The sequence below is a fragment of the Pseudoalteromonas sp. L21 genome (genome assembly GCF_021728035.1).
Classification (GTDB): domain Bacteria; phylum Pseudomonadota; class Gammaproteobacteria; order Enterobacterales; family Alteromonadaceae; genus Pseudoalteromonas; species Pseudoalteromonas arabiensis.
Genome location: NZ_JAKKCV010000001.1, coordinates 290759 through 307681, shown reverse-complemented (window position 1 = coordinate 307681; position 16923 = coordinate 290759). Strand labels below are relative to the sequence as shown.

At 42.2% G+C, this 16923-nt stretch carries 15 protein-coding genes; 12 read left to right on the top strand and 3 right to left on the bottom strand.

The window, feature by feature from the left end:
• Positions 1 to 287 precede the first annotated feature (287 nt).
• Genes dapD through map form a run of 3 tightly spaced genes read right to left on the bottom strand, consistent with a single transcriptional unit; the run spans position 288 to position 4565 of the window.
• A complete protein-coding gene (gene dapD / locus L3V41_RS01400) occupies positions 288 to 1115 on the bottom strand; it encodes a 2,3,4,5-tetrahydropyridine-2,6-dicarboxylate N-succinyltransferase (RefSeq protein ID WP_062569870.1) in 828 nt (275 codons plus the stop codon).
• Positions 1116 to 1124: 9 nt separating this feature from the next.
• Entirely contained in the window at positions 1125 to 3743 is a 2619-nt protein-coding gene (gene glnD, locus L3V41_RS01395) for a [protein-PII] uridylyltransferase (RefSeq protein ID WP_237114266.1), read from the bottom strand.
• Positions 3744 to 3755: 12 nt separating this feature from the next.
• Positions 3756 to 4565 (bottom strand): type I methionyl aminopeptidase, encoded by an 810-nt coding sequence (gene map / locus L3V41_RS01390; RefSeq protein ID WP_228074483.1) that lies wholly within the window; start codon positions 4563 to 4565, stop codon positions 3756 to 3758.
• A gap of 248 nt (positions 4566 to 4813) precedes the next feature.
• On the opposite strand from map, the gene rpsB reads away from it, so the two are divergent.
• From rpsB to fabZ, 12 genes are all read left to right on the top strand, one after another.
• A complete protein-coding gene (gene rpsB / locus L3V41_RS01385; RefSeq protein ID WP_062569873.1) occupies positions 4814 to 5542 on the top strand; it encodes a 30S ribosomal protein S2 in 729 nt (242 codons plus the stop codon).
• Between the two features lie 105 nt (positions 5543 to 5647).
• A complete protein-coding gene (gene tsf / locus L3V41_RS01380; protein ID WP_237127061.1) occupies positions 5648 to 6499 on the top strand; it encodes a translation elongation factor Ts in 852 nt (283 codons plus the stop codon).
• A gap of 152 nt (positions 6500 to 6651) precedes the next feature.
• Complete coding sequence (gene pyrH, locus L3V41_RS01375) at positions 6652 to 7401, top strand: UMP kinase (RefSeq protein WP_062570043.1); 750 nt, start codon at positions 6652 to 6654, stop codon at positions 7399 to 7401.
• Positions 7402 to 7418: 17 nt separating this feature from the next.
• Positions 7419 to 7976: a ribosome recycling factor gene (frr, locus tag L3V41_RS01370; protein WP_062569875.1), complete on the top strand. Its 558-nt coding sequence runs from the start codon at positions 7419 to 7421 to the stop codon at positions 7974 to 7976.
• 105 nt (positions 7977 to 8081) lie between these two features.
• On the top strand, positions 8082 to 8861 hold the full coding sequence (locus L3V41_RS01365; RefSeq protein WP_237114265.1) for an isoprenyl transferase: 780 nt from the start codon (positions 8082 to 8084) through the stop codon (positions 8859 to 8861).
• A 22-nt stretch (positions 8862 to 8883) separates the two neighbouring features.
• A complete protein-coding gene (locus L3V41_RS01360) occupies positions 8884 to 9750 on the top strand; it encodes a phosphatidate cytidylyltransferase (RefSeq protein ID WP_062569877.1) in 867 nt (288 codons plus the stop codon).
• Entirely contained in the window at positions 9747 to 10946 is a 1200-nt protein-coding gene (gene ispC / locus L3V41_RS01355) for a 1-deoxy-D-xylulose-5-phosphate reductoisomerase (protein ID WP_062569878.1), read from the top strand. The genes L3V41_RS01360 and ispC overlap by 4 nt, the downstream gene beginning before the upstream one ends.
• Position 10947: 1 nt before the next feature.
• A complete protein-coding gene (rseP, locus tag L3V41_RS01350) occupies positions 10948 to 12300 on the top strand; it encodes a sigma E protease regulator RseP (RefSeq protein WP_237127060.1) in 1353 nt (450 codons plus the stop codon).
• A 107-nt stretch (positions 12301 to 12407) separates the two neighbouring features.
• Positions 12408 to 14879 (top strand): outer membrane protein assembly factor BamA, encoded by a 2472-nt coding sequence (gene bamA, locus L3V41_RS01345; RefSeq protein ID WP_062569880.1) that lies wholly within the window; start codon positions 12408 to 12410, stop codon positions 14877 to 14879.
• Between the two features lie 11 nt (positions 14880 to 14890).
• Entirely contained in the window at positions 14891 to 15409 is a 519-nt protein-coding gene (locus L3V41_RS01340) for an OmpH family outer membrane protein (protein ID WP_062569881.1), read from the top strand.
• Positions 15410 to 15418: 9 nt separating this feature from the next.
• Positions 15419 to 16459, top strand: a complete 1041-nt coding sequence (lpxD, locus tag L3V41_RS01335) for a UDP-3-O-(3-hydroxymyristoyl)glucosamine N-acyltransferase (protein ID WP_062569882.1) — start codon at positions 15419 to 15421, stop codon at positions 16457 to 16459.
• 10 nt (positions 16460 to 16469) lie between these two features.
• Positions 16470 to 16922, top strand: a complete 453-nt coding sequence (gene fabZ / locus L3V41_RS01330) for a 3-hydroxyacyl-ACP dehydratase FabZ (protein ID WP_062569883.1) — start codon at positions 16470 to 16472, stop codon at positions 16920 to 16922.
• The last annotated feature ends 1 nt before the right edge of the window (position 16923 follow it).

The window sequence follows — 16923 nt, the reverse complement described above, 5'->3', positions numbered from 1 at the left end:
CCTTCTTTTAAGGGGAGAATTTAAAGTTTACCTTGCACCTCAACTTCTTAACCTGTTTGTAATTGTTCGGCACCTCGGATAATAACTATATCGCCAGCACTAAAAATCACTTCAGTGAGGTAAACAGTGGGTCAGAAGTAACGCCAAATAATAGCAAAGCAGATACACGATGAAACATATATGTGAAATAAGGTGTCACAATTTAAGCAAAAACTTAAATAGACGAGTATAAAAAAGCGCCAACCATTATGGCTAGCGCTGTTATGAAAACCTGCTATTGCAAGCAGTTACTCGTCAATTGAACGAAGGAGGGCATTAATACCCACTTTTTCGCGAGTTTGTTGATCTACTTTTTTTACGATGATGGCAGCGTAAAGGCTGTGTGAACCATCTTTTGAAGGCAATGAGCCTGGCACAACAACTGCACCGGCAGGTACGCGACCGTAATGGATCTCACCTGTTTCACGGTCATAAATGCGCGTACTTTGGCTGATATATACACCCATTGAGATAACGGCGCCTTCTTCAACAACAACACCTTCAACAATCTCAGAGCGTGCGCCAATAAAGCAGTTGTCTTCGATAATCGTAGGGTTTGCTTGCAGTGGTTCAAGTACGCCACCTATGCCTACACCACCAGATAAGTGTACGTTTTTACCAATTTGAGCACACGAGCCAACGGTTGCCCATGTATCAACCATGGTGCCTTCATCAACGTAAGCGCCGATGTTTACATAAGATGGCATGAGTACCACGTTTTTGCCTACGAAACTCCCTTTACGAGCAACCGCATTTGGCACAACACGCATGCCACCTTGTTGGAATTGCTCTGGTGTGTAGTCGCTAAATTTAAGTGGTACTTTGTCGTAGAATTGATTAACACCATCGTTCATTGGCTGGTTATCACGAATACGAAAAGATAATAGCACCGCTTTTTTCAACCATTGATGTACAACCCACTCACCACTGATTTTTTCAGCAACACGCGCAGCGCCGCTATCAAGTAGTTCAAGTGCGTCGACAATAGCTTGTTTCACGTCGCTTGATACCGTGCTTGGGCTGATGCTATCGCGGTTGTCCCAAGCGTTTTCGATCATGGTTTTTAAATCTGACATAAGGTCCTCTTATTCGGTTTCTGCGTTGAGTTTTTTACGCAATGCTTGATGAATTTTTGCTTGTTCTTCGTCTGTTAATGCTTGGTATTCGTTATTTGATACCACGAAGAAATCTTCTGCACGTTCACCGACAGTGGTGATCCGTGCGGCATGAATATGTAATAAGTGTGCTTGAAACACTTCGGCAATTTTCGTGAGTAACCCAGGAATATCCACTGCCTGAATTTCGATTAAACTGCGATCTTTTCGGGCATGCGGTCTAAGCACAATTTTGGGTTTAATATTAAAGTCTTTAAAACGCTGTGAGCGGTTCTTTTTAAAACGAATTTTCTTTTTAGGATCACTAATTGCGGCATCAAGTGCGCGTTTAATACCTTGCGCACGATTACTGGCAATTGGGTCGCCATTCACTTCCAGAATAACAAAACTAAATAGCACATAACCGTCTTTTGTCGTGAGGACTTGTGCATGTTGAATTTGTGCTTTTTTAGAGCCGATGACACTGACTAAACGAGCGAACAGCCCGCCTGAGTATGGACTATAAGCAAATACTTGCGTTCCCCCATGCATGGCGGTATCAGACACCATCACACTGGGCTGGCTTAAGTCCTCACAATTGAGTAAATGTTCGGTGTGCCATGAAATTTGTTGTTCACTAAAGGCAGTAAAGTAATTGGCTTTAAAGCGACTCCAAATTAAATCAATTTGGTCTTCGTTACAGCCGTGATTCAATAGACGTTGTTTAGCTTGTTGTTTTTTATCACGAATCTGATCACGTTGATCCATCGGGTTTTCTAGCCCTAGACGAAGTGCGCGCTGGGTGTGTAAATAAAGCTCTCGTAGTAGTGTGTTCTTCCAATCATTCCACAAGTTATCATTGGTGGCACGGATATCAGCCAGTGTTAAGCAATATAAGTAATCGAGCTGACGCTCAGTTTTTACTTTGCTGGCAAAGTCTTTAATGACATCAGGGTCGTTAATGTCTTTGCGTTGCGCTGTGACCGACATCAGTAAATGATTAGCAACAAGCCACGAAATGAGTTTTCCATCGGATGCTGGAAAGCGATGAAGCTTGGCAAAAGCAAGGGCGTCTACAGAGCCAAGCTCTGAGTGATCGCCACCACGACCTTTGGCAATATCATGGAAAATACCTGCTAAATAAAGTAACTCAGGCTTATCCATGCGCGTGACTATTTCACTACAGAGCGGAAACTCGCTGACTTTTGACTTATCAAAATATTTGTAAATATTGTTGATTAATTTATGCGTGTGCTCATCCACGGTGTAAGCGTGAAATAGGTCAAACTGCATTTGTCCAAAAATATTTCGCCATTGCGGTAAATAGGCAGCAATCATGCCGTGCTTATGCATGAGCGTGAATGCACGACCCATGCCGTTTGGATGCTTTACAAGTCGTAAAAATGCTTCGCGGCAGGCGGCGTAATCTTGTAAATCACCGAGTAAACGGCGTCGTACTTGGCGCATTGTACGAATGGTACTTGGGTAAATATGGGTGATTTCAGGGTTATCAGCTATGTGCTCGAACAACACAAATAGCTGATCACGGCGGAAAAACACTGAGGGGTTTTTTACCCTAATTTGATGACCAATACGCTCAAAGTTACGGTCGAGCTCAACGACAGGTAACTCTCCGGCACCCGGTAAAATGCTTTGCTCAAAGTATGAAAGCAACATTTGATTAAGCTCTCGTACGCGGCTCATAATTCGGAATAAGCGTTTCATCATACGCTCGACAGAGGCTTTACCATCACTACCAAAGCCAAGTATTTCAGCGGCGTTAGGTTGATGATCGAACAATAAGCGATTTTCGGAACGTCCTGCAGCTATATGCAATGCAAATCGAATATTCCACAAGTTCTCTAAGCATTCAGAGAGTTCTTGATATTCCTCGTGAGTCAGATAGCCGTGATTGATAAGCTCTTGTAATGTCTCCGCTCTAAAGTGTTTTTTAGCCACCCATATAATAGTTTGTAAATCACGTAAACCACCAGGGTTTTCTTTAATATTAGGCTCAAGGTTATAGGCTGTGCCATGGCACTTTTTATGACGTAAATTCTGTTCTTGTACTTTTGCCAAAAAGAATTCATCAGAGCGCCAAATGGGCGTATCGATTAAATGCCTTTTGAGTTTTTCAAACTCAATATGATTACCGAAAATGAGTCGGCTCTCGAGTAAGCTGGTGGCAAATGTCACGTCTTCGCGCTTTTGTTCTAATGCTTGTTCTATGGTGCGAACGCTGTGACCAATTTCTAAGTTGAGATCCCAAAGCATAGTGACGAACTGACCAATCTTTTCACACACCGCATCACTTGGTTGCTCACTAACTAGCAACATAAAGTCGATGTCGGAGTAGGGGTGTAATTCGCCACGGCCATAACCACCTACCGCGATAAGGGCTAAATCACTTTCGTGTGCAAGGTCGTAATCATGGAACAGTTTAATCAATAAGCGATCGATAAACTCAGCGCGGGCATTGATTAAGTTGCTGACGGGTTGTTTAGAAAATTCGTTCTGAAGCCATTTGTAAAAATAACTTGAACAGTCGCGATAGTCGCTAAGTTGCTCAGCTTGGCTAAGCAACTTCTTTACTTTATTGGGTAATGCCACAGGGGCTGGCTCCTAGTGTTCGATGATCCTGTCAATAGTATCATCTGATCGGAGCGTTAAAATTTCAACACCATTTTCAGTCACTAACAGCGTATGTTCCCACTGCGCAGACAATGAACGGTCTTTTGTTACTACGGTCCAGTCATCTTTAAGCAACTTACATTGGCGTTTACCCGCATTAACCATAGGTTCGATTGTTAAGCACATGCCCGCTTTTAATACTTCACCAGTACCTGCTTTGCCGTAGTGCATAACTTGTGGCTCTTCGTGGAACTCTGCACCAATACCGTGACCACAGTATTCACGTACAATCGAATAGCTAAAGCTTTCAGCGTATTTTTGAATCGCAGCACCAATGTCACCTAAGCGAACACCAGGTTTCACCATTTTAATGGCAAGATACAGGCTCTCTTGTGTTACTTCAGCAAGGCGCTTACCTTGGATATTTGGTGTACCAACATGGAACATTTTAGATGTATCGCCATGGTAACCGTCTTTGATTACAGTTACATCAATATTGACGCTGTCACCTTCTTTAAGTGGTTTGTCATTTGGGATACCGTGACAAATTACATGGTTCACTGAGGTGCAAATTGATTTTGGGAAACCGTGATAGTTAAGCGGTGCTGGAATAGCATCTTGAACGTTAACAATATAATCGTGACAAATTGTATTTAGTTCATCTGTGGTTACACCTGGCACCACATGCGGTTCAATCATTTCAAGTACCTCGGCGGCTAAGCGCCCGGCAACACGCATTTTTTCGATTTCTTCAGGGGTCTTGATCACAGCACTCATTGAGGCTCCAAAGTTGTTTTTCAGGTCATTTTTCAGTGCACAAATTTTGCACTGAATGTTGAGTTTTCAATTTTAATATGGTATAAAGCGCGCCGTCTTTTTACAAATAAATTCTTAACTGATTTTTTGTATTTAAGGCAAACACAATTTTATTTTAACACACACACGTATCGTCACATACACTTGGGTGCACATAAGTTACAAATTAACTTAGGTGTTGGTGCTATGGGATATGTGGAGGCCTAACCCTAAACTATTAGAGGAATTTACAAATGGCAAACGTTTCAATGCGCGATATGCTTCAAGCTGGTGTTCACTTTGGTCACCAAGCACGTTACTGGAATCCTAAGATGAAGCCTTTCATCTTCGGCGCTCGTAACCGTGTTCATATCATCAACCTAGAGCAAACTGTACCAATGTTCAACGAAGCACTTAAGTTCTTATCGAACGCAGCTTCTAACAAAGGTAAAGTACTTTTCGTTGGTACTAAGCGCGCAGCAAGCGAAGCAGTTAAAGAAGCAGCTCTTCAAAGCGAGCAGTTCTACGTAAACCACCGTTGGTTAGGTGGTATGTTGACTAACTGGAAAACAGTTCGTCAATCAATCAAGCGTCTTAAAGATCTTGAAGCGCAAAGCCAAGACGGTACTTTCGAGAAGTTAACTAAGAAAGAAGCGTTAATGCTAACTCGTGAAATGGAAAAGCTTGAAAAGAGCCTTGGTGGTATCAAAGACATGGGTGGTCTTCCTGACGCACTTTTCGTTATCGATGCAGACCACGAGCACATCGCTATCCGTGAAGCTAACAACCTAGGTATTCCAGTTGTTGCTATCGTTGATACTAACTCTAACCCAGACGGCGTTGATTACGTTGTTCCTGGTAACGATGATGCGATCCGTGCTATCCAACTTTACACTGGCGCTGTATCAGCTGCGATCACTGAAGGTCGTGAGAACAACATCGTTGCTCAAGCTGAGAAAGACGATTTCGTAGAAGCTGAGTAATTAGCTGTCATCAAGTCTTCATCTTAATTAAGGTGAAGACTTGTTATTCTTGTTAAGCGGCCCATACCGCTTCCCTAATAACAGAATTCAATTGAGGATATTCTAATGGCTGTAACTGCTGCCCTAGTTAAAGAATTACGCGAGCGTACTGGCGCTGGCATGATGGATTGTAAAAAAGCGTTAACTGAAACGAACGGTGACATCGAGTTAGCGATCGAAAACATGCGTAAGAGCGGTGCTGCAAAGGCTGCTAAAAAAGCAGGTAATATCGCTGCTGAAGGTACAATCTTAATCAAAGAAGGTAACGGTTTCGCTGCGCTTCTTGAAGTTAACTGTCAAACTGACTTCGTTGCTAAAGATGCTAACTTCCTTGGTTTCGCTAACCAAGTTCTTGACGCTGCTGCAGAATCTAAAGCAGACATCGATGCGCTTAAAGCACAGTTCGAAGAAACGCGTGTTGCACTAGTTGCTAAAATTGGTGAAAACATCAATGTTCGTCGCGTTGAGTACATCGATGGTGACAAACTTTCTTCATACCGTCACGGCGACCGTATCGGTGTTGTTGTAGTTGGTGAAGCTGACGAAGAAACACTTAAGCAAGTTGCTATGCACGTAGCTGCGTCTAAGCCTGAGTTCGTTAACCCAGAAGACGTACCAGCTGACGTTGTTGAGAAAGAAAAAGCAGTTCAAATCGATATCGCGATGAACGAAGGCAAGCCTGCTGAAATCGCTGAGAAGATGGTTGTTGGCCGTATGAAGAAATTCACTGGTGAGATCTCGCTTACTGGTCAAGCTTTCATCATGGAGCCTAAGAAGACTGTTGGCGAAATTCTTAAAGAGAAAGGCGCAACTGTTTCTAACTTCATCCGTTTAGAAGTTGGTGAAGGTATCGAGCGTAAAGAAGAAGATTTCGCTGCTGAAGTAGCTGCACAAATTGCTGCTGCAAAAGGCGAGTAATTTTCTGCTTGAGTGATGTGGGCGAAATTAGATGAAATTAATCTGCTATTAGCTTTTGCGTCACTGATGAAAATTCTTTAAAATAACCGCGTTTTATGTGTAACCATAGCGCGGTTATTTTTTATCTCATTACTAAGGCTGGCCCAAATATTATGACTATCAATCGTAAACCTATTTTTAGACGTGTTCTTCTTAAACTTAGCGGTGAAGCATTAATGGGAGACGAAGGCTTCGGCATCGACCCGAAAGTACTTGACCGTATGGCTCAAGAAATTAAAGAACTTGTAGAGCTCGACGTAGAAGTAGGTTTGGTTATCGGTGGCGGTAACTTCTTACGTGGTGGTTCATTAGCAGAAGCTGGCATGAACCGCGTAGTGGGTGACCACATGGGAATGCTAGCAACAGTAATGAATGGCTTGGCAATGCGCGATGCACTACACCGTGCATTTGTAAATTGCCGCTTAATGTCAGCTATCCCACTAAATGGCGTGTGTGATGCTTATAACTGGGCTGAAGCAATCAGCTTATTAAAATCTGGCCGTGTAGTGATTTTCTCAGCGGGTACGGGTAATCCGTTCTTTACTACAGATTCTGCCGCGTGTTTACGTGGTATCGAAATTGAAGCTGACACAGTTATCAAAGCGACAAAAGTGGACGGTGTTTATTCTGATGACCCAGTTAAAAATCCAGAAGCTACACTATATCGCCACTTGAGCTACAATGAAATCATTGAAAAAGAATTAAAGGTTATGGACTTAGCTGCATTCACTCTTGCACGAGATCATAAAATGCCTTTAAGCGTATTTAATATGAACAAATCTGGCGCGCTGAAACGTGTTATTATGGGTGAAGATGAAGGAACACTTATTTCTTCACAAGCCTCAGATGAAATAAATAAATAGATTATTAGGATTGAACCGTGATTAACGATATCAAAAAAGATGCGTCAGAGCGCATGCAAAAAAGTGTTGCGGCACTAGGCAGCCAATTATCTAAAATTCGCACAGGCCGTGCTCACCCTGCGTTACTTGATGGTATTCAAGTATCTTACTATGGTGCTGATACGCCGTTAAACCAAGTTGCAAACGTCACAATTGAAGACTCGCGTACACTGGCTATTAGCGTGTTTGACAAGTCATTAGCACAAGCTGTAGAAAAAGCGATCATGGCTTCAGACTTAGGTTTAAACCCTATGTCTGCAGGTACGGTTATTCGTGTTCCACTTCCTCCACTTACTGAAGAGCGTCGTAAAGACCTTATTAAAATTGTACGTGGTGAAGTTGAAAGTGGTCGTGTTGCGGTACGTAACATCCGTCGTGATGCGAATGGCGACATTAAGAGCTTATTGAAAGATAAAGACATTTCGGAAGATGAAGCACGTCAAGCTGAAGATGAAATTCAAAAGCTTACTGATAAGTTCATTAAAGAAATGGATACACAATTAACAGCGAAAGAAGCTGAATTGATGGAAATCTAATACGTCCTGTTTATCTTTCAGGCATTCATCCTGAATAGGTAATTGGCATAACTAAATTTATTAGTTTTGAAACGCCGTCTAGGGTATACTAGACGGCGTTTTTTTATGGAATACTCGATATTTATGGTTCTTAACGCTGATAAAATTTCCCAGCAAAGTTTGCCTAAGCATGTCGCTATAATCATGGATGGTAACGGTCGATGGGCGCAAGCTAAAAATCGCCCACGTGTTTACGGGCACAAAAAGGGCGTTGATGCGGTGCGTCAATCAGTGCAATTTTGTACTCGCTTAGGTATTCAGTCATTAACACTATTTGCGTTTAGTAGTGAAAATTGGCGCCGCCCAGAGGACGAAGTAAATACACTTATGGAGTTGTTTTTATTCGTACTGGGCAAAGAAGTAAAAAAACTTCATAAAAATAATGTAAAACTAAATATCATTGGTGATTTATCACGTTTTTCTGAAGGTTTACGACACAAAGTAGATGCTGCGCACGAACTTACTCGCAACAACACTGGGTTAGAATTAAATGTCGCGGCTAATTATGGTGGTCGTTGGGATATTACCAATGCCGCAACACAGCTTGCCAAGAAAGTCGCTGCGGGTGAGTTAGACGCAGATGAAATCACTGAGCAGCATATGAACGACCACATGAGTATGGCAGGACAGGTGGAACTTGATTTGATGATCCGTACCGGTGGTGATTTACGCATTAGTAACTTTCTTTTGTGGCAAGCTGCTTATGCTGAGCTTTACTTTACAGATACGCTTTGGCCAGATTTTAATGAAGCTGCTTTTGCTGACGCTATCGCTTGTTACGTTGCCAGAGAGCGACGATTTGGTTGTACCGGTGAACAAATAAAACAATTACTCGCCGAAACCTAATTACTAGTTGAAGGTACACACATTGCTTAAACAACGAATTTTAACCTCACTTGTACTTGCGCCACTTGCACTTGTATTGGTTTTTTATACCCCACTTACTTTATTTAGTTATATCGCTGCCGGTATTGTTTTACTCGGTGCGTGGGAATGGTCTGCTTTTATGGGCCTATGCGATAAATTCAAACGGCTAGGCTTTGTCGCTGCGACCGCTGTCATTCTTGCTCTTCTAAATTGGCATTGGCCGATAGAGTCGCTTTGGCAAAATGGTAAGCTGGTGGGCGATGCTAATTATTTGTTTACCTTGTCATTCGCGTGGTGGATTGTTGCCACTTATTTAGTATGGCGCTACCCCGCCATGGCGAAAGCTTGGAATGAAGGCCTTGTGATGCGAGCGATAGCAGGCTTTCTAACCCTCGTGCCATTATGGTTGGCGTTAAATACCTTAAGAAGTGCGGGCTATAACGAATCGACTCACTTTGGTTCAATGCTGATTTTAGTGGTTTTAGGTATTGTTTGGAGTGCAGACATCGGCGCTTATTTCACAGGTAAGAACTTAGGTAAACGTAAATTAATGCCTAAAGTCAGCCCTAATAAAACCATTGAAGGGTTACTTGGTGGGGTCGTCGCATCGGTTATCTTCGTGTTGGCTTTTTGTCACTTTAGCGACGTTGATATGGCTGTTTGGCCTGTTTATGCCATTATGACTGCATTTATAGCACTGTTTTCTGCGGTGGGTGACTTACTTGAAAGTATGTTTAAACGTGAAGCGGGTTTAAAAGACAGCGGTTCATGTTTACCAGGTCATGGCGGTATCTTAGACCGTATTGACAGTCTCACTGCAGCAGCACCTATTTTCGTGCTTTGTTATGCATGGACATTAAGTTTATGAGCAAGACTGAACAACTGGTAGTGCTTGGTGCAACGGGGTCAATCGGCCTAAGTACGTTAGATGTTGTCGCTCGAAATACGGATCGCTTCGCTATTTTTGCGTTAACCGCAGGGCAGAACGCTGAAAAAATGGCTGAACTTTGTTTAGCGCATCAACCGAAATTTGCTGTTATGGCTAATAGTGCGGCAGCAAAGGCGTTATCAAGCTTACTTGCAAATACACCCTGTACGACCGAAGTGCTTGCAGGCGTAGAAGCAATGAGCGAGCTTGCGGCTCACCCCGACGTTAATACAGTGATGTCGGCTATTGTGGGAGCAGCAGGCTTACTACCCACCTTGAGTGCCGTTGAAGCCGGTAAGAAAGTACTGCTTGCTAATAAAGAATCGTTGGTGATGTCAGGTCAGTTGTTTATTGACAAAGTAAAGCAACATGGCGCAACACTACTGCCAATTGATAGCGAACATAATGCTATTTTTCAATGCATGCCTGCATCATTACAGAACACATCAGGGTTACTTGGTGATAACGGCGTGAGCAAAATCTTGTTAACAGGCTCTGGTGGGCCATTTTTAACCCGTGATTTAGCCACATTATCATCTGTTACAGTCGCTGAGGCGGTGGCTCACCCTAACTGGTCTATGGGACAAAAGATTTCTGTTGATTCAGCGACCATGATGAACAAAGGCCTCGAATTCATTGAAGCGAAATGGTTATTTAACTGTCACGCCAGTGATATTGAAGTGGTCATTCATCCGCAAAGTATTATTCACTCAATGGTACAGTATCAAGATGGCTCTGTGCTTGCGCAAATGGGAAATCCAGATATGCGCACACCTATCGCACATGCACTTGCTTTTCCAGATCGTGTTGATGCAGGTGTGAAGCCCCTCGACTTTTCAGAGCTAGCTGATTTTACGTTTACTAAACCTGATTATGCACGTTATCCAAATTTAAAATTAGCAATCGACGCCAGTGAAATGGGGCAAGGTGCAACAACGACAGTCAACGCTGCCAATGAAGTCGCTGTTGCGGCATTTTTAAATGGGCAAATTGGCTTTACAGATATTTTCCGTGTTAATGCGCAGACATTAGAGTCAACCTTGAATGTTAATGTACAAACACTTGAAGAAATATTAGCGTGCGATAAAGCTGCACGTATTAAAGCGCTTGAACTTGTTAAAAAGGGCATGAATTAAGATGTTTGATTTTTTCTGGAATTTAGGCTCATTCATTCTTGCACTGGGAATTTTAGTGACCGTGCATGAATATGGCCATTTTTGGGTGGCGCGTAAAGCCGGTGTAAAGGTTTTACGCTTTTCAATTGGCTTTGGCAAACCACTTATAAAATGGTACGACAAGCATAAAACAGAATACGTCATTGCAGCTATCCCATTGGGTGGCTATGTTAAAATGCTGGATGAACGAGTTGACGAAGTCCCGCCGGAGCAGCGCCATCTATCATTTAATGCCAAGTCTGTAAAAGCCCGTATTGCCATTGTTGCAGCGGGTCCCATGGCGAACTTCTTATTTGCTATTTTTGCCCTTGCGGTAATGTATATGGTGGGCGTTCAGTCATTAAAACCTGTCGTTGGTGAGGTCACGCAAGGTAGCCGTGCAGAGTCAGCAAATATCGAAGCAAACCAACAAATTATCAAAATAGGTGAAGATGATATTAGCACTTGGCAAGATGCTACTTTCTCATTAATGAGTCGTTTAGGTGAGCAAAGTGTTGTGGTGACATTACGCGACCAAAATTACCAAAAGCATGTTCGTACATTGAACCTAGATGGGTGGAAGTTAGATCAACAAGATGTGCCTCCGTTAACGTCGATTGGTATTGTTCCATTTAGACCTCAAGCGACATTAACGGTCGCGCAAATCAATAAAGGTTCTGCAGCTGAGCGGGCTGGCCTTCAGGTAAATGATACAATCGCAGCAGTAAATGGCGAAAATATCAGCGATTGGACCCAGTTAGTCTCTATAATTCAACAATCACCTAACAAATCCTTACAATTTAGTGTAAAAAGACAAGGTAACATTGAGTCACTTACTGTCACACCCGATGGCCGTGATAACGATGCTGGCGTGTTGCAAGGGTTTTTAGGAGTTGCACCAAAGGTCGAGCCTTGGCCAGAAAACTACATTGAAACTAGACATTATGGCCCTGTCGATAGTATTGTGCTGGGCATAAAAGAAACATGGCGTTTAATAACCTTAAGTTTTGATATGATTGGCAACCTCATTACGGGTCAAGTGTCAGTTAAAAACTTAAGTGGGCCCGTAGGCATTGCAGTGGGGGCGGGGACTAGCGTAAGCTATGGCTTGGTTGCATTTTTAAGCTTTTTAGCATTAATCAGTGTTAACCTTGGCGTATTTAACTTATTGCCGTTGCCAGTGCTTGATGGTGGGCACTTAATGTATTACATAATTGAACTTTTTCGTAAGAAGCCTGTCTCTGAAAAGACACAAGAGTTTGGTTTTAAATTGGGCGCCTTACTGCTCATATTTTTAACATGTTTCGCTTTGTTCAATGATGTATCACGTTTATAACAAGTAAGCGGAAAATTCCAATTTGAACACGATTGTAAAACACTGCAAAAAGTTAAATTTACAAGGTGTTGAGCGGTAATACAGTTGTAAAGGATAAAGATAACAAAATGGCTATAAAAAAACATTTGGCAGTTTCAAGTTTATTAGGTGCAAGCTTTGCAGCCCTAGGCCAAAACTCCTTTATTGTAGAAGATTTAAAAGTTGAAGGTTTACAACGTGTTGCATTAGGTGCTGCACTGACGCATATTCCGATCAACGTGGGCGATAATATTGATGAGTACACAATTTCAAGAACCATAAAGTCACTCTATCGTTCAGGTCACTTTGATAATATTAAAGCGTTGCGTGACGGTAATAATGTTATTTTCCGTGTCACTGAGCGCCCAACAATCAGCTTGATTGAGTTCGACGGCAATAAAGATATTAAAGATGAGCAGCTAAACGAATCACTTGATCAACAAGATATTCGTACCGGTGAGCCTCTTGATAAAACCGTCCTTGATAATATTGAAAAAGGGCTTGTTGAGTTCTTCCATAGTATTGGTAAATACAATGCTAAAGTTGAAGTAAGCATCACCAAGCTACCTCGTAACCGTGTAAAGTTATTATTTAAGTTTGATGAAGGTGACGCTGCGTCAATTCGTCAAATAAACCTTGTTGGTAATGAACTTTTCTCAGATGAAGAGCTGCTCAAATTGGCTGAATCTCAACAAGATTTGCCATGGTGGAAGTTCATGTCAAGTGACCGCTATCAGAAACAAACGATTGAAGGCGATCTTGAAAAAATCCGCAGTTACTATCTAGACCGTGGTTACTTACGCTTTAATATTGATTCCACACAAGTGTCTGTGAGCCCTGAGCGAGATTCAGTATATGTGACTGCAAACATGACTGAGGGTGTTAAATACACTGTAAAAGGGTTTGACTTTATCGGTGACTTACTTGGCCGCGAAGAGCTTATTAAAAGTGTTATTCCACTTAAAGCGGGTGAATTGTATAACGGTTCTGTGGTTACCTCATCAGAAGAGTTTATTAAGAGCTACCTAGCCCGATTTGGCTATGCGAATGCTGAAGTACGCACGATTCCTGAAATCGATGATGAAAATAAAGAAGTGCAGTTAACGCTGTCGGTAGACCCTGGCAAGCGTGTATATGTGCGTCGTATTATCGTTGGCGGTAACCAAAATACTTCAGACGAAGTTGTTCGTCGTGAAATGACCCAGCTTGAAGGTGCGTGGCTTTCTAATCAAAACCTTGAACGCTCTAAATTGCAAATCCAACGTTTGCCGTATATGGAAAGCGTTGACTTCAATGTTGTTCCTGTCCCTGGTGTTGATGACCAAGTAGACGTCGATTTTACCGTGAAAGAACAGTCAGCAGGTAGCTTTAATGCAGGTCTTGCCTATGGTTCTTACTTAGGTCTGCAATTTAACATTGGTGTCAGTGAGTCGAACTTCTTAGGTACTGGTAACCAAATTGGTTTTAATATCAATACGTCACGCGGTTCAGAGCGTATTAGCTTATCGTATACTGACCCGTACTTCACCCCAGATGGTGTTTCGCAGGGCAGTAGCATTTTCTATAGTAACTATGATGCAAGTAAATTTAGCCTCATCGACTATAAATCGAAAAGCTATGGTATCGGTACCAATATTGGTTTCCCAATTGATGCTGTAAACCGTATAAATTTCGGTATCCGTTGGATTGAAGAAGAGTTATCGGATATCGCAGAATACGAGCAAACACGCGTAATGCGAGAAACCTTCTTAGACCCTGAAAACCCAGATGCTGGCTTTAACTTTACTAAATACGAGTTGAGCACAGGTTGGTCGCGAGTGACAGTAAACCGTGGTTTATTCCCATCAGCGGGTTCGCGTCAATCACTTAATCTAACGGCAACAACACCGAACTCAGATTTAACTTACTTTAAGTTAAATTATGACTCACGTTTTTACTGGCCGATTAGTAATGACCATCGTTGGGTATTCTCAACACGTGCAGCGCTTGCTTATGGTAATGGTTACGGTTCAACCAATGGGTTTGATCAAACATTACCGTTCCAAGAGTACTTCCGTATTACTGAGATGGAATTACGTGGTTTTGATAGAAATACCATTTTACCACGTGCTGTATCACGTACACCGCAAACAATCCCAGGTACGCCACAAGACGATGGTACAACAACCGGCAGTATTGGTGGGGCGTCAGAATTTGACGTATTAAGATTGCAAGGCCGAATTGGTGGTAACGCTAAAGCGGTTGCAGGGATGGAGCTGATTGTACCAACTCCATTCTTGGATGAAGAAAACACGAGTTCTGTACGTACAAGCTTCTTCGTAGATGCTGCGAACGTATGGGACACAGAGTTTAACGTTGACCGTTACCAAAACTTAGCCCCTGATCAACGCGCAAAACTAGAGGATTATTCAGATCCGATGCGCTTTAGGGTATCAACCGGTCTTTCACTACAATGGATCTCTCCAATGGGTCCGATGCTGATCAGTTTTGCGTATCCATTGCAAAAAGAAGAAGATGACGATACGAAGACCATCAGCTTTAATATTAGTAATACATTCTAAAGGAGTTTTTTGTGAAAAAATCAATTAAATCAACAGCGTTTGCACTACTTGCTACTTTATCAATGGGTCTGTCTACCAGTGCATTTGCACATAAAGTCGCTATTGTTGACATGCAAGAAATCTATAAACAAATCCCTCAAATGGCAAAAGTAGAGCAAACACTTGAAGCTGAGTTTGCTGAACGCCGTCAAGAGCTTGAAAAATTGCAGGGTGATATCCGTTTTGAAGCTGAAAAGTTCAAGCGTGAAGCAACAACAATGAGTGACAAGCAAAAAGAAGAATTACGTACTAAGATTCAAGGTATGCAACAACAGCTGGCTGAAAAGGGTCGTCCGTTAGAGCAAGAAATCAAAATGCGTCAAAACCAAGAGTTAGCAAAAGTTCAAAAGCTAATTCTCGATGCGATTGAAGAAGTGGCTAAAGCTGGTAAGTACGACGAAGTAAAAGTTAAAGAAACAACAATCTACGTTAACCCGAAAACAGTGTCTGACTTATCAGATAAAGTTGTTGAAAAAGTAAGTAAGCAATAGAAATTACATATGCAAAACTACACGCTTTCGCAGATTGCGGATCTTTTGGGTGCTGAGCTACACGGCGATGGCACTCAAGAGATTAAAAAAATATCAACACTTGCAAATGCCCAATCTGGGCATATTGCATTTTTGGCGAACAAAAAATATCGTTCTCAGTTAGAGAGCACCAATGCCAGTGCGGTGATTTTATCACCGGCAGACGCCGACTATTTTAGTGGCAATAAGCTCATTATTGCTAATCCTTATGTATGCTACGCCAAGCTTGCCCAGTTAATGGATACAACACCCCGCAGCGCATCAGTAGGGATACACCCTAGTGCAGTCATCCATGATTCAGCATCAATTGGAGATAATGTCTCGATCGCTGCCAATGTGGTGATAGAAGCTAATGCGGTCATTGCAAACGATGTGCAGATTGGTCCAGGTTGCTTTATTGGTGAGCAGGTAAAAATAGGCCAAGGAACAAAGCTTTGGGCTAATGTCAGTATTTACCATGAAGTTGAAATTGGCAGTGACTGTCTGTTTCAAGCAAATACAGTCGTAGGAAGCGATGGGTTTGGTTACGCCAATGAGCGTGGTGAATGGATTAAAATACCGCAATTAGGGCGTGTAATTATTGGTGATAAAGTTGAAGTCGGTGCCTCAACAACGATTGATCGTGGCGCACTCGATGACACACTCATCCATAGTAACGTAATTATCGATAATCAATGTCAAATAGCGCATAATGTCGAGATCGGTTCGGGAACAGCTGTGGCTGGTTGCACTGTTTTTGCCGGCAGTGTTGTTGTTGGTAAACATTGTCAAATTGGCGGCATGGTTGCAATTAATGGTCACATCAGTGTCTGTGATGGTGCTATAATCACGGGCATGAGTATGGTGACAAAAGCAATCACTGAACCTGGGATTTACTCATCAGGTTTGCCTCATCAAAACAACAAAGAATGGCGTCGTAGTATTGCCCATATCCGAAACCTTGGTGATATGAAAGACCGCTTAAAAGCACTTGAGTCACTGACTAAGTCACTCAATATTGAAGACAAATAAGGATGCTATTTTGGCAAATGAATTAAATAGTCTTGATATTCAAGATATCTTGAATTTACTTCCGCATCGTTATCCGATGTTACTTGTTGACCGTGTTTTAGATTACACGCCAGGCAAGTCGTTACATGCTATTAAAAATGTAACAGTGAATGAACCTATTTTTACAGGCCACTTTCCAAATCAACCAATTTTTCCAGGTGTGTTGATATTAGAAGCAATGGCTCAAGCAACTGGCTTATTAGGTTTTAAAACAGTTGAAAATCGTAGCGATAATGAGCTTTACTTATTTGCTGCCATTGACAATGCACGATTTAAGCAACCAGTATTACCTGGCGATACGATGCATTTGCATGTAGAGTTTGTTAAAGAGCGCCGCAATATATGGAAGTTTGCAGCAGAAGCAAAAGTTGACGGCAAAGTTGTGTGTACTGCCGAAATCATGTGTGCGAGAAGAGAGTTTTAAT

What these genes read in the sequence shown, in the direction of transcription:
- dapD (WP_062569870.1), bottom strand. Translation starts at nt 1,115, where the DNA reads ATGTCAGATTTAAAAACCATGATCGAAAACGCTTGGGACAACCGCGAT.
- rpsB (WP_062569873.1), top strand. Translation starts at nt 4,814, where the DNA reads ATGGCAAACGTTTCAATGCGCGATATGCTTCAAGCTGGTGTTCACTTT.
- tsf (WP_237127061.1), top strand. Translation starts at nt 5,648, where the DNA reads ATGGCTGTAACTGCTGCCCTAGTTAAAGAATTACGCGAGCGTACTGGC.
- pyrH (WP_062570043.1), top strand. Translation starts at nt 6,652, where the DNA reads ATGACTATCAATCGTAAACCTATTTTTAGACGTGTTCTTCTTAAACTT.
- L3V41_RS01365 (WP_237114265.1), top strand. Translation starts at nt 8,082, where the DNA reads ATGGAATACTCGATATTTATGGTTCTTAACGCTGATAAAATTTCCCAG.
- ispC (WP_062569878.1), top strand. Translation starts at nt 9,747, where the DNA reads ATGAGCAAGACTGAACAACTGGTAGTGCTTGGTGCAACGGGGTCAATC.
- rseP (WP_237127060.1), top strand. Translation starts at nt 10,948, where the DNA reads ATGTTTGATTTTTTCTGGAATTTAGGCTCATTCATTCTTGCACTGGGA.
- bamA (WP_062569880.1), top strand. Translation starts at nt 12,408, where the DNA reads ATGGCTATAAAAAAACATTTGGCAGTTTCAAGTTTATTAGGTGCAAGC.
- lpxD (WP_062569882.1), top strand. Translation starts at nt 15,419, where the DNA reads ATGCAAAACTACACGCTTTCGCAGATTGCGGATCTTTTGGGTGCTGAG.